The 13093-nt window shown below is 71.3% G+C and carries 13 protein-coding genes and 1 tRNA gene; 4 read left to right on the top strand and 10 right to left on the bottom strand.

What is annotated here, in order from left to right:
- Window positions 1-25 precede the first annotated feature (25 nt).
- Entirely contained in the window at window positions 26-1024 is a 999-nt protein-coding gene (locus caldi_RS09885) for an MBL fold metallo-hydrolase (RefSeq protein ID WP_264844778.1), read from the top strand.
- Between the two features lie 80 nt (window positions 1025-1104).
- Here caldi_RS09885 and lipA read toward each other — a convergent pair whose 3' ends face one another.
- Window positions 1105-2112, bottom strand: coding sequence for a lipoyl synthase (gene lipA, locus caldi_RS09890; protein ID WP_264841603.1), 1008 nt, complete (start codon window positions 2110-2112; stop codon window positions 1105-1107).
- A 155-nt stretch (window positions 2113-2267) separates the two neighbouring features.
- Window positions 2268-2738 carry an ATPase P gene (locus caldi_RS09895; RefSeq protein ID WP_264841604.1) on the bottom strand — a complete coding sequence of 157 codons (471 nt, stop codon included), beginning with the start codon at window positions 2736-2738 and terminating at the stop codon, window positions 2268-2270.
- Window positions 2739-2929: 191 nt separating this feature from the next.
- Between caldi_RS09895 and caldi_RS09900 the strand changes: the two genes are divergently transcribed.
- Window positions 2930-3649, top strand: coding sequence for a metal-dependent hydrolase (locus tag caldi_RS09900; protein WP_264841605.1), 720 nt, complete (start codon window positions 2930-2932; stop codon window positions 3647-3649).
- 182 nt (window positions 3650-3831) lie between these two features.
- Here the strand turns inward: caldi_RS09900 and caldi_RS09905 are convergent, their stop codons facing one another.
- Genes caldi_RS09905 through lpdA form a run of 4 tightly spaced genes read right to left on the bottom strand, consistent with a single transcriptional unit; the run spans window position 3832 to window position 8727 of the window.
- Window positions 3832-5229: a dihydrolipoamide acetyltransferase family protein gene (locus caldi_RS09905; RefSeq protein WP_264841606.1), complete on the bottom strand. Its 1398-nt coding sequence runs from the start codon at window positions 5227-5229 to the stop codon at window positions 3832-3834.
- A 59-nt stretch (window positions 5230-5288) separates the two neighbouring features.
- The gene (locus caldi_RS09910) at window positions 5289-6272 is read right to left on the bottom strand and encodes an alpha-ketoacid dehydrogenase subunit beta (protein ID WP_264841607.1); all 984 of its coding nucleotides are present in this window, start codon (window positions 6270-6272) and stop codon (window positions 5289-5291) included.
- Window positions 6273-6277: 5 nt separating this feature from the next.
- Window positions 6278-7282, bottom strand: a complete 1005-nt coding sequence (locus tag caldi_RS09915; RefSeq protein WP_319951746.1) for a thiamine pyrophosphate-dependent dehydrogenase E1 component subunit alpha — start codon at window positions 7280-7282, stop codon at window positions 6278-6280.
- Window positions 7283-7314: 32 nt separating this feature from the next.
- Entirely contained in the window at window positions 7315-8727 is a 1413-nt protein-coding gene (lpdA, locus tag caldi_RS09920) for a dihydrolipoyl dehydrogenase (protein ID WP_264841608.1), read from the bottom strand.
- A gap of 368 nt (window positions 8728-9095) precedes the next feature.
- Between lpdA and gap the strand changes: the two genes are divergently transcribed.
- On the top strand, window positions 9096-10151 hold the full coding sequence (gap, locus tag caldi_RS09925) for a type I glyceraldehyde-3-phosphate dehydrogenase (RefSeq protein WP_264841609.1): 1056 nt from the start codon (window positions 9096-9098) through the stop codon (window positions 10149-10151).
- Window positions 10152-10205: 54 nt separating this feature from the next.
- On the opposite strand, the gene caldi_RS09930 is transcribed toward gap, so the two are convergent.
- From caldi_RS09930 to caldi_RS09940, 3 genes are all read right to left on the bottom strand, one after another.
- Entirely contained in the window at window positions 10206-11144 is a 939-nt protein-coding gene (locus tag caldi_RS09930; RefSeq protein WP_264841610.1) for a D-2-hydroxyacid dehydrogenase, read from the bottom strand.
- A gap of 71 nt (window positions 11145-11215) precedes the next feature.
- A tRNA-Ile gene (locus tag caldi_RS09935) sits at window positions 11216-11292 on the bottom strand.
- Window positions 11293-11367: 75 nt separating this feature from the next.
- A complete protein-coding gene (locus caldi_RS09940; RefSeq protein WP_264841611.1) occupies window positions 11368-11829 on the bottom strand; it encodes a PaaI family thioesterase in 462 nt (153 codons plus the stop codon).
- Between the two features lie 227 nt (window positions 11830-12056).
- Here caldi_RS09940 and caldi_RS09945 point away from each other — a divergent pair, with 227 nt between their 5' ends.
- Complete coding sequence (locus caldi_RS09945) at window positions 12057-12518, top strand: hypothetical protein (RefSeq protein ID WP_264841612.1); 462 nt, start codon at window positions 12057-12059, stop codon at window positions 12516-12518.
- Window positions 12519-12520: 2 nt separating this feature from the next.
- Here caldi_RS09945 and caldi_RS09950 read toward each other — a convergent pair whose 3' ends face one another.
- Window positions 12521-13093, bottom strand: coding sequence for a sulfite oxidase-like oxidoreductase (locus caldi_RS09950; protein WP_264841613.1), 573 nt, complete (start codon window positions 13091-13093; stop codon window positions 12521-12523).

A 13093-nucleotide genomic window follows, 5' to 3' on the forward strand; every position in this document is an offset into this window, starting at 1 on the left:
CGAAAAGTGTGCTATGCTGTTGGACATGAACATCTCGGAAGTCGCGCCAGGTCTCTACCTGGTTCCGGTTCCCATCCCGGTCCCGCTCAAGTACGTCAACTGCTACGCCGCCCGGGGGCGCAGCGGGTGGACGCTGGTGGACACGGGCTTCCACGACGCGGGCGCCGAAGCGGCCTGGCAGGCGGCGTTCCGCCAGCTGGGCTTCGGCCCCCGGGACGTCGAGCGCGTGGTGGTGACCCACTACCACCCCGACCACTACGGGGCCTCCGGGTGGCTCCAGCAGCTCACCGGGGCGCCGGTGCTGATGCTCGACCGGGAAGCGGCCATGACGGAACTCATGTGGGACCCCGCCTTCCGGCAGGGGGCCGAGCTGGCCGCGTTCTTCCGGCGCAACGGGATGCCCGAACCGCTCACCCGGGAGATGGACTGGTACCAGGGCAAGTTGCAGGCGCTCGTTTCCCCCCGGCCAAAGGTAACGACCGTTCGGGAGGGAGACCGGATCCCGGTCGGGGACCGGCTCTTCGAGGTCCTCTGGGCCCCCGGCCACAGCGACGGCCTCATGGTGCTCTGGAACGAGGAGGAGCGTATCCTCCTGGCGGACGACATGGTCCTCGTCAAGATCACGCCCAACGTCTCGCTGTGGCCCCGCATGAACCCGGACCCGCTCGGGGACTTCCTCGGGTCGCTGGAGAAGGTGGGCCGGCTCCCCGCCGTCCTGACCCTCACCGGCCACCGCCAGCCCGTGTACGACCTGGCCGGCCGCTGCGCCGAACTCGCCCGGCACCACGACGAACGGCTCAACGCCGCCATGGAGCTCGCCGGCGGCGGCGCCACCGCGTGGGAGGTGTCCCTGGGGCTGTTCGGCGAGCAGGACAACCTCCACAACGCCCGCTTCGCCGTGGCCGAGACCCTCTCCCACCTGGAGTACCTCCACCGCCGCGGGTTCCTCGCCCGGGACGAGGACGAGGGCATCGTGCGCTACCGCCGGTCGGAGCCGCGCCGCGCCGTGAGCGTGGCGCCGTAGCCCCCGCGCGGCGGGGCCCCCGGACGGGAGAGCGTCCGGTCGCGGACAGCCCCCTGGCCGCCGCCAGGGGGCTGTCCCGCTCACGTGGGGTCCTTCCGCATGTACGCCTCGACGGCCTCCAGGATGGCGACGTCGTCCGGCGGCCCGTCGGGAACGGCAACGGGCGTCGGGGTCTTCAGCCCGCGGCGGTGCGCCGACTTGACCTGGTCCCAGGCGTGGTACGAGGTGCGCACGAGGGGCCCGGACTCGCAGTGCCTGAAGCCCCGCCGCAGCGCCTCCTCCTTGAGCTCGGCGAACTCCTCGGGCGGCACGTAGCGCATCACCTGCAGCTGCCTCGGCGTGGGCTGCAGGTACTGCCCGATCGTGAGGATGTCCACGCCGGCCGCCCGCAGGTCGTCCATGGCCTGCAAGATCTCCTCCCGGGTCTCGTCGAACCCGAGCATGATGGACGACTTGGTCGGGATGTGCGGCTTCATCTCCTTGGCCATGCGCAGCACGGCCAGGGAACGGTCGTACTCGGCCCGGGAGCGGACGAGCGGGGTGAGGCGGCGGACGGTCTCGATGTTGTGGTCGTAGATGTCGGGTTCCGCGTCCATGACGACCTGGAGCGCCTCGCGGCGGCCCTGGAAGTCGGAGGTGAGCACCTCGACCCGGGTCCCCGGGCTCAGCTGCCGGATCGCCCGGATGGTGGCGGCGAAGACCGATGCGCCCTGGTCCTCCAGGTCGTCCCGGGCGACGCAGGTGATCACCACGTGCTCCAGCCGCATGGACGCGACCGCCTGGGCCACGCGGAAGGGCTCCTCCAGGTCGAGCCCCGTGGGGCGGCCGCTCTTCACCGCGCAGAAGCCGCAGTTCCGCGTGCAGGTGTCGCCGAGGATCATGAAGGTTGCGGTGCCGTGGTTCCAGCACTCGTAGATGTTCGGGCAGCGCGCCTCCTCGCACACCGTGTGCAGGGTCTTGGCGCGCATGAGCCCCTTGAGGTGCGTGAAGCTCTCCCCGGTCTCCAGGCGCACCTTCAGCCAGTCCGGCTTGCGCAGCGCCACCCCGGCCTCCGGCCTGCCCCGGCGCAGCACCGGCGCGTGTCCCATCGCCTCTACGTCCCCTTTCGAGCGCCGTCCCGGTACCCACAGTGTACCGCACCGGCTTGATTTCTCGGTAGCGACCGGCCGCTCCTGCCGCGGCGGTCCCGCTTGCAGCCGCGGCGCCGGCGCGGGTGGGCACCCCCCGGTCCGGGTGTGACGGGTCACGTCCGCAGCGTGGCCACCAACCGCCGCGGGTGGAGGAGCAGGTCCAGGGCGTCCTCGATCCGCAGTGCCACCACCCGCGCCGCCGCCAGGGCGGCGGCGCTCGCCCCCTCTGCGCCGATCACCACGATGCCCAGGGCCGCCTCCCGGAGCATGGCCACGTCGTTGAAGCCGTTCCCGATGACCGCCACGTGCGCCGCCCCAAGGTCGCGCACGACCCGGGCCTTGTCCTCCCCTCCCCCCACCCCCCGGACGGCCGTCAGCCGCACGGGAAGGCTCGCCGTGGCCTGACGGGCGGTCCCGAACGTGTCGGCGGTAAGCACGTGGATCTCCAGGTCCCGGGCCAGCGCCTCGAGCCGCGGGGCGACGCCCTCGATGAGCTTCCCGTCGGTCGCGATCGTCCCGTTGAAGTCGAGAAGGAGGTAGCGCAGCTGGAGCACGCCGCTTCCCGGGATCTCGATCTGCCGCATCGATCGTACCTCCCGACACTTGCCGGCTGCGCCGGAATTGCCCGGCCCCGCGGGGAACCCTGGAGTGCGCCCGCAGGCACCACTCGATGGCGGCCACCGGGACGAAGCAGGGAGGGACCGGGGCCCTGGCGTAGTCCGTTCAGGGAATGCTATGGCAGGGCCAAACCCTGATGCCGGAAGGAGTGGAAGCCGTGAACCGGATCGGCCGCGACGTGGAGATCACCTGGCTTGGCCACTCGACCTTCCAGATCCGGACGCCGGGCGGCAAGACGGTGCTCATCGACCCGTGGGTGCAGGGCAACCCGGCCACCCCCGAGCGCTTCAAGCAGGGCCTGAAGCCGGACATCCTGTTCGTGACCCACGGCCACTTCGACCACATCGGCGATGCGGTGCAGATCGCCCGGGAGAGCGGGAGCCAGGTCGTCGCCATCTACGAGACGGTGGCGTGGCTGGAGAAGAAGGGTGTCAAGAACACGGTCGGCATGAACAAGGGCGGGACGGTCGACCTGGGCGGCATCCGGGCCACCATGGTCCACGCGGTCCACAGCTGCGGCATCATGGATCAGGACGAGGGCCGGATCATTTACGGCGGTGAGGCGTGCGGCTACGTGCTGGAGCTGGAGAACGGCTTTCGCCTGTACCACGCCGGCGACACCATGGTGTTCGGCGACATGAAGCTCATCGGCGAGCTGTGGCAGCCGGACGTCGCCCTCCTCCCCATCGGCGACCACTTCACCATGGACCCCCGCCAGGCTGCCTACGCCGCCCGCCTGCTCGGGGTGAAGCGCGTGATCCCGATGCACCACGGCACCTTCCCGCTCCTCACCGGCAAGCCCGCGCAGCTGGAGGAACTCCTGCGGGCCGACGGCATCGAGGTGCTGACCCTCCAGCCGGGCGAGTCGTTGACCTGAGACGGCTTGGACCGGGCAGCAGCCGGCCGCCCGGCTGCTGCCCACGCAACTCCAACGTGCCGGGACCCCGGGGACCCGGCCCCAGCGGAGTGGGTCCTCGGGGGGCTGCACTGCACCCGCCGGTCGACCCCGAAAACGGGCGGGCAGAGCAGATCTCTGCCCGCCCACCGAATCCCATGCGACTACACCACTTCCATCCCCGGCCGGTACGCCTCCAGCCGGCGCTTCACCGCCTGCAGGAACCGGCCGACGGCGAGCCCGTCGAGGACCCGGTGATCCATGCTGCAGCAGAGGTTCACCATGTGCCGGATGGCGATGGCGTCGTTCTCGAGCACCACCGGCTCCTTCGTGATGGCCTCCAGCGTGAGGATGGCCGCCTGGGGGTAGTTGAGGATCGGCGCCGAGGCGACGGACCCGAAGGCCCCCGTGTTGTTCACCGTGAAGGTGCCGCCCTGCACGTCCTCGAGCGTGAGCTTCCCGGCCCGGGCCCGCTCCGCCAGGTCGTGCACGGCGTGGGCCAGCCCGGCGAGGCTCAGCCGGTCGGCGTGGTGGATGACCGGCACGACGAGCGCGTCCTCGGTGGCGACGGCGACCGAGATGTGGATGTCGCCGTGGACGATGATCTGGTCCCCCGCCCACGTCGAGTTGAGCATCGGGTACTCCCGGAGCGACTCCACGACGGCCCGGATGAAGAACGGCATGAAGGTGAGGTCGATCCCCTCCCGGGCCCGGAACGCCTCCCGGACGGCGTTTCGCAGCTGGACCAGCCCGGTGACGTCGGCGCGGACCATGGTCCAGGCGTGGGGCTGCTCGTGGCGGGCCTGCACCATTCGCTCGGCGATGCGCCGCCGCACCGGGGTGACCGGGATCGCCCTGTCCCCGGCGCGGGCGGCGGGCAGGACTGCGCCCGCCGGCGCGGCGGCCTGCGCGAGCGCGGCGGCCGGCACCGGCACGGCCGCCGGCGCCGGTGCGGCGCCGGTCCGGGAAGGCGCCGGCGGGACGGCCACGGCGCCGGCGGCGCGCGCCGCCAGGTAGCGCTCCACGTCCTTGCGCGTGACCCGTCCGCCCAGGCCGGTGCCCCGGATGAGGCTCAGGTCGATCCCGTGCTCCTGGGCGAGCCGCGTGACGGCGGGGGAATAGCGGACCGGCGCCCCACTTCCGTTGCTCCCCGCCGCCGGCCGCTCCGGCGCCACGGCGAGAGCGGCCGCCCGGGGCACGGCAGGGCCGGCCGGCGCGGCGGACCCCCCTGCCGCGGCGGGAACGGGCGAGGCGGGTGTAGCCACCGGGCGCGGCTCCGCCGGGGCGGCCGCGGCCGGCGCAGGGGCCCCGGCGGCGGCCCCCTCCGGGACCTCCATCCGGGCAATGAGGGCGCCGACCGGCACCGTGGTGCCCTCCGCCACCTCCAGGGAGAGGATGACGCCGGCCTCCGGGGACGGGATCTCGGCGTTCACCTTGTCGGTGATGACCTCGGCGATGGGCTGGTACTTCTCCACCCGGTCGCCGGGCGCCACGAGCCACCGGGTGATGGTGCCTTCGGTGACGCTCTCGCCCAGCTTGGGCATCGTGATGTCGAACGGCAAGGCGTGACCCCCCGTTCCAGGTGTGGGCGCGCCGGGCCGGCGAGGCCCGGCGGAAGGCGTCAGAACGCAGCGAGTTCCCGCATCTTGGCCGCGACCTTCTCCGGGCTGAGCATGTACGCCTTCTCCAGGGGCGCCGAGTAGGGCATGGCGGGGATCTCCGGGCCGCACAGGCGCATGACCGGCGCGTCGAGTTCGAAGAGCACCCGCTCGGCGATCAGGGCCGCCACCTCCGCGCCGATGCCCATGAAGGCGTTGTCCTCGTGAACGATGAGCACCTTGCCGGTCCGGGCGGCGGCGCGGAGGATCGTCTCCTCGTCGAGCGGCCGGAGCGACCGGAGGTCGACGACCATGGCGCTGATCCCCTCGTGCGCGACCTGCTCGGCCGCCTCCAGGCAGAAGTGCAGCGTCTTGCCGTAGGAGAAGACGGTGATGTCGGTGCCGTCGCGCTTCACGTCGGCCTTGCCGATGGGGATCGTGTAATCGCCCTCGGGCACCTCGCCGCGGGCGGCCCGGTAGAGCCCCTTGTGCTCGAAGAACAGCACGGGGTCGTCGTCCCGGATGGCCGAGCGCAGGAGCCCCCGGACGTCGTAAGGGGTGCTGGGCACCACGATCTTGAGCCCCGGCGAGTGGGCGAAGTGCGCCTCCACGCTCTGGCTGTGGTACAGCCCGCCGTGGACACCGCCGCCGAAGGGGGCCCGGATGACCATCGGCACGAACCAGTCGCCGTTCGACCGGTACCGCATCCGGGCGGCCTCGGAGATGATCTGGTTCATCGCGGGCCAGATGAAGTCGGCGAACTGGATCTCGCACACCGGCCGCATGCCGGTCAGGGCGGCGCCGATCCCGACCCCGACGATCGCCGACTCGGTGAGCGGGGTGTCGATCACCCGCTCCTCGCCGAACTCGTCGATCAGGCCCTGGGTGGCACGGAAGACCCCGCCCCGGCGGCCGACGTCCTCGCCCATGACGAAGACCCGCTCGTCCCGGCGCATCTCGTCCCGCAGGGTCTCCCGCACGGCCTCGATGAACTGCATGACCGGCATGGCGCTCAGGCCTCCTTGTACACGTGCCGGAACATGCTCTCCACGCTCGGATGCGGCTGGGCCTCCGCCCAGGCGGCGGCCTCGTCGATCTCCCGGCGGACCCGGTCCTCCAGTTCCTTCTCCCGCGCCTCGTCCAGGAGGCCCGCCTCGTACAGGTACTGGCGGGTGGTCGCCAGGGGGTCGCGGCGGCGGGCCGCCTCGAGCTCCTCCCGCGGGCGGTAGGTCTTGTCGTCGTCGTCGGACGAGTGGGCGGTGAGGCGCACGTTCTTCGACTCGATGAGCGTGGGCCCCTCGCCCCGCCGGGCCCGGGCCACGGCCTCGCGGAACACCCGGTACACTTCAAGGACGTCGGTGCCGTCGACGACCACCCCGGGCATGCCGTAGCCGGCGGCCCGGTCGGCCACGTTCTGGCACGCCAGCTGTTTCCTCAGGGGTACCGAGATCGCGTACTCGTTGTTCTGCACGTGAACGATCACGGGCAGCTTGTGCACGCCCGCGAAGTTCAGGGCTTCGTGGAAGTCGCCCTGGTTCGAGGACCCCTCGCCCAGCGCGGTCAGGACCACGATGTTCTTGCCCTGCATCCGGGCGCCGAGGGCGATCCCCACCGCATGCGGCACCTGCGTGGCCACGGGCGACGACCCGCTCACGATGTTCCACCGCCGGTGGCTCCAGTGATGCGCCATCTGGCGGCCGCCGGAGGACGGGTCGCCCTCCCGGGCGAAGGCGTGCAGGAACACCTCCCGGGGGGTCATCCCCATCACCAGGACCGTGCCGAGGTCCCGGTAGTAGGGCACCACCCAGTCGACCCCCTTCTCCAGGGCGAAGGCCGCACCCACCTGGGCGCCCTCCTGCCCCTGCGCGGAGATGACGAAGGGGATCTTGCCGCTGCGCTGCAGGAGCCACAGGCGCTCGTCCAGACGGCGGGTGAGGAGCATGTAGTAGTACATCTCCAGCATCCGCTCGTCCGTCAGCCCCAGCTCCCCGTGGCGGCTTCCGGTCCGGGTCGCCACCGCCACCACCCCTTCTTCCGCTGTCCGGCTTCCTAGATATGGATCGCCCTGCCTTCGGTCGCCAGTGCCGCCTCGCCGAAGATCTCCGAGAGCGTCGGGTGCGGGTGGACCGCCACCGACACCTCCCAGGCGGTGGCGTTCAGCAGCAGGGCGAGGCCGGCCTCGCTGATGAGGTCCGTCACGTGCGGGCCGATCAGGTGCGCCCCCAGCAGCTCGCCGGTCTTCGCGTCGGCCACCAGCTTCGCGAAGCCGTCCACGTCGCCGAACACCAGCGCCTTGCCGATCCCCCGGAAGGGGAACTTCCCGACCTTCACCTCGTGCCCGGCCGCCCGGGCCTCCGCTTCCGTGAGGCCCACCGAGGCCACCTCCGGCCGGGTGTACGTGCACCGGGGGACCTTCTTGAGGTCGACCGGGTGCGGCTCCAGGCCCGCCATGTGCTCCACGGCGACGATCCCCTGGTGCGCCGCCACGTGCGCCAGGCCGCCCCCGACGACGTCGCCGATCGCATAGATGCCCGGCTGGCCCGTGCGGCCGTACTCGTCCACCACGATGTAACCCCGGTCGAGCCGGATGCGCTCGAAGTTCTCCAGGCCGATCCCTTCGCTGTTCGGCGCCCGCCCGACCGACACCAGGAGCATCCCGGCCTCCGCCTGCCGCGCCTCCCCGCCGGCCTCGTACCGCAGGGTGACGCGCCCGCCCTCGACGCGGACACTCTGCGGGTCGACCTTCGCCCCCGTGACGATCTCGATCTTGCGCCGGCGCAGCAGCTTCTCCGCCTCCGCCGAGACCTCCTCGTCCTCCAGCGGCAGGATGCGGGGCAGCATCTCGAGCACCGTGACCCGCACGCCCAGGTCGGCGTACAGGGAGGCCCACTCCATGCCGATGGCTCCCCCGCCCAGGATCACGACGCTGTCCGGCAGGCGGTCCCAGTTCACGGCCTCGTCCGAGGTGAAGACGTGCTCCCCGTCGACGGGGATCCCCAGCGTCCGGGGCCGGCTCCCCGTGGCGATGAGGATGTGCTGCGCCTCGAGCTTCTCCTGCCCGCCTCCGGCGGTCTCGACGGAAACCCAGCCGTTGGGGGTGAAGATGGACGGGGCCATGAGCGTGCCCGTGCCCTCGATCACGGTCACGCCGTTCTTGCGCAGGAGGCCCTGGACGCCCTTCCAGAGGTTCGTGACGACCTTGTCCTTGCGGGCCAGGACCTGTGCCCAGTTCACGCCCACCTCGCCGGCCCGGAGGCCGTACTCGGCCGCGTGGGTGAGGTCGTGGTACACCTCCGCGCTGCGCAGGAACGCCTTGGTGGGGATGCAGCCCCGGTGCAGGCACGTTCCGCCCACCCGGTCGCGCTCCACCACGGCCACCTTCATGCCCAGCTGGCCGGCGCGGATGGCCGCCACGTAACCGCCTGTGCCGCCACCGAGGATGACGAGGTCGAACTCGGGCATGCTGTCAGGTCTCCTCTCTTCGTATGGGGCTGCTCCGTCTTTCGCCCCCTTCCGGAACCGTTCCTTCCGAGCCGCTGTGCGCGGAGGTCACAAGAACGGCTTCGGCTGCCTCGCCCGCACTAGCACGCAAATTCCATGCCACCCGCCGGAGTGCCTGCTCGCCTTCTCCGGACGCCCTTCCCGGCCGGTATGTGCAACTTCTTGCGTAAGTGCGCGGACTTGTGCAGGAATCGGCATGCAGCCCGGTGCCGACGGGGGCGGAAGGCACGCCAGGGTATTGAAGCGATCGATACATCACGACGAAAAAATCGATTACTCCGATCGATGGCGGCCATGGTATGGTCCTGGTAGGAAGACGAGACGCGGGGGTGCACGGAGCCGTGCTGCGCGTCGCCATCAACGGGTTCGGCCGGATCGGCCGGATGGTTTGCCGCAGGCTACTCCAGAGCCCGCTCCTCCAGGTCGTCGCCGTCAACGCCTCGTACGACAGCCAGATCCTGGCCCACCTGCTCCGGCGCGACAGCCTCCACGGGGTACTCGACCGCACGGTGGAGGCCGGAGAGGACGCCCTGTGGGTGGACGGGCAGGAGATCCGCCTCACCCACGAACGCGACCCGGCCCGCCTGCCGTGGGCGGAGATCGGGGTCGACCTGGTCATCGAGGCGACGGGCAAGTTCCGCGGCGGCGAGGGGGCACAGGCGCACCTGGACGCCGGCGCCGGCCGGGTCATCGTGACCGCGCCGGCCAAGGGTCACGTCGACGCCACCATCGTCTACGGGGTGAATCACCACACCTTCGACCCCGAACGCCACCGGCTGATCAGCGCCGCCTCGTGCACCACCACCTGTCTGGCGCCCATCGTGAAGGTCCTGCACGAGGCGTTCCACCTCGAAACCGGTCTCATGACGACCGTCCATTCCTACACGAGCGATCAGAACCTGCTCGACAACCCGCACAAGGACCTGCGGCGCGCCCGCGGCGCCGGCTTCAACATCATCCCGACCACGACCGGCGCGGCGAAGGCGGTGGGCCTCGTCGTGCCCGAGGTCGCCGGGCGGCTCACGGGCTACGCCCTGCGGGTGCCGACCCCGGACGTCTCCGTCGTGGACCTGACGGCCCGCTTCCGCGAGCCGGTGACGGTCGAGTCCGTGAACCGCGTCCTGCGCGAGGCGGCCGAGGGGGAACTCAAGGGGATCCTCGGGTACAGCGAGGAGCCCCTGGTTTCCTCGGACTACGTCGGCGACTCCCGCTCGGGCATCGTCGACGGCCTTTCCACCCTGGTCGGCCGCGACAACCTGGTCAAGGTCGTGGCGTGGTACGACAACGAGTGGGGCTACTCCTGCCGGGTGGCCGACCTCGCCGAGCACATGGCCCGCACCCTCCTCCGCGCCGCCGAGGAGGAGACCCCGGTGGCGGCCGGCTAGGCGCCGCCGGTACGACGAGGGCCCGTCCGGGCACGCCCGGACGGGCCCTTGCCTTCAGTAGCCCCGCTGCCGGTCGACCACACCCAGGAGCGGCTCACCGCTCACCCAGCGGCGGTAGTTCTCGAGGAAGACAGGGACGGCATCGGCAGGAACGGTGGGGCCGGAGCAGTGCGGCGTGATCACGACCCCGGGCAGGTCCCAGAGCGGGCTCTCCGGCGGCAACGGCTCGGTCTCGAAGACGTCGAGGACGGCCAGCCGGATCCGCCCGGACCGGATCACGTCGGCCAGGGCAGCCTCGTCGACCGTGGCGCCCCGGCCGACGTTCACCAGCACGGCGCCCGGCTTCAGGTTCTCCAGCACAGATCGGTCGAACAGGTGGTAGGTCTCCGGGGTGTTCGGGAGGACCAGTACGAGGTAGTCGACCTCCCGGACGAACTCCCGCACGTCCCGCACCGGGAAGACCCGCTCCGCGAGCGGATGCGGCGCCCCGCTCCGGTTGAGCCCCCGGATCCGCATGCCCAGCGCCTGGCCGAGCCGGGCGATCTCGGTGCCGATCGCCCCGAGCCCGGCCACGCCGAGAACCCGCCCCATGAGGCGCTCCGGGCGGTGCTGCTTCCACTCGCGGCGCGCCTGCTGCTGGCGGAAGAGATCGATGTGGTAGGCATGGGCCAGCAGGTGGGCGAAGACGTACTGGGCGATCAGGGGGCCGAAGGGACCCACCATCCGGGTCAGCACCACGCCGTCAGGGATGGGCAGGCTCATCCACTGCTCCACGCCCGCCCACAGGCTCTGGATCCAGCGCAGGCGGCGGGCGCGCTCCATGGCCTCGGCTGGAAAGCGCCCGGCCAGGAGGATCTCGGCTTCGGGGCTGAGCGCCGTGGCCTCCTCGGGGGCCGTCGCCCGCAGGATCGGCCCGGGGTAACCGCCTTCGCGCAGGAGACGGACGATCTCGTCGGCTTCGGTGCGGTGATACACCAGGAGCGTCTCTGCCACCTCGAGCCCTCCACCTCCGTGGAACCAAGAAGGGTGCGGCACAGCCGCACCCTTCGTTCGTCCCGCATCCCTGGTGCGAGGGAGTGGACTCGAACCACCGACCTCGCGCTTATCAGGCGCGTGCTCTGACCAGCTGAGCTACCCTCGCATGCGGCCGGTCCCCGGCCGGCGAGGTGCATTTTATCACGTTCCGGCGGCGAATTCAACCGGGTCACGGGCCGGGTCACGCCGGGCCGTCCGCGCTCCGAGCCGGTCCGGCCATGGTCGCCGGTCGGGCCGGGGAAAACCGCCGGTAGACTGCCCGCGCCACGGCGATCAGGCTCCCGTCCCCGTCCGTGATCCGGACGTCCGCCACGAAGATGCGCCGGCGGGCGCTCAGGATCTCCGCCCGGGCGACCAGGCGTCCCTCCTTCACCGGGGCGATGTACGTGACCGTCAACTCGATCGTGCTGATCGGCTCGTCCGGCGCGATCAGCCGAAAGGCCGCCGCGGCGGCCGAGTCGGCCAGAGCGCTGATCACCCCGCCGTGGACGACGCCCTGGACCTGCAGGAGCTCAGGCCGGACGGGGAGCTCGACCTCCGCGTAGCCGGGACGCTCGGTCAGGACGCGCATTCCGAGGAGATGCCAGAACGGCGAGCGCTCGAAGCCGGTTCCCTCCGTGCTGGCGGCGTTCAGCGAGTTCAACCTGGCGTACACCCCTGACGTATTCGGTCTGTGGTGAGGGCGGTGCGCGCCTTGGCGGCCGCTTCTCGTTCCAGTACGCCACTCGGGGTGCCGGTACCTTCCGGCCCCTGAACGTGCCCGGCTCCTGTGACGGGGCGACGGATCACCAACGGCTGAACCGGGTAGCGGCGGATGGCCGTGCATACGCTGAGGAAGAACACCGCGCGGAGTCGAAGGAGGGGCCTTCCGTGCCGGCCAGCGCATTTCCCTCGTCCGCCCCCACCCTGCAGCCGGTCTCCGTGAGCCCGACCGCCCGGGTCGTGATCCCGGCGGGCCAGTTCACGTGCCTGACGGGGTTCGTGACCCGGCGCCCGGCCATCGGCATCCCGTTCGCCGGCACCCACCTGCTCGTCGGGCTGGGCGGGCAGGTCATCGCGAGCCTGGAGAGCACCATCGTGAACCTGGAGGCCCTGGTAGGCCAGTTCGTGACGCTGTGCGGGGTCAGCCGGGGGGAGATCGAAGGCGTCACCGCCGTCAACGTCACCAGCGCCTTCGCCTCGCCGTTCGGCATCTCTCCCCTGCAGGTGCCCTTCCTTTCGCCGCTCCTCCAGTGGTTCCTCCTGCAGCAGTTTCTCCTGTCCGCACTGCAGGGCCAGCCGGGCGCGCCCGGCGCGTTGGGAACCCCGGCGGGCCTTCCGTTCGGCGCCTGAACTCAGTCATCCCAGTACCTCTCCTGCTTCCACGGGTCGCCCCGGCGGTGATACCCGTTCCGCTCCCAGAACCCGAGGCGCTCCTCGTGCAGGAGCTCGAAGCCCCGTACCCACTTCGCGCTCTTCCAGAAGTACAGGTGGGGGACGACAAGGCGCAGGGGCCAGCCGTGCTCGGGGGTGAGGGGCTCGCCGTCGGCACGGTCGGCCAGCAGGACGTTCTCCCGCAGGAGGTCCTCGAGAGGCAGGTTCGTGGTGAAGCCGGCCTCGGCGTGCACCAGGACGTGCCGGGCCTCCGGAAGAGCACCGGCGGCGTCCAGCAGCACCCGGGCGGGAACCCCCTCGAACTCGGTGTCCAGCCGGCTCCAGCGGGTGACGCAGTGGATGTCGACCCGGACCCGCTCCCTGGGGAGGGCCTGGAACTCTTCCCAGGTCCACGTGCGGGGTTCCTCCACGAGGCCCCACACCCGGAAGGTCCAGGTGGCGAGGTCCACCCGGGGCACGTCACCGTGGTGGAGCACCGGCCACTTGCGGGTCACGACCTGCCCCGGGGGGATCCGGGCCCTTTCCTCCCGCAA

This window comes from Caldinitratiruptor microaerophilus (assembly GCF_025999835.1).
GTDB classification, from domain to species: domain Bacteria; phylum Bacillota; class Sulfobacillia; order Symbiobacteriales; family ZC4RG38; genus Caldinitratiruptor; species Caldinitratiruptor microaerophilus.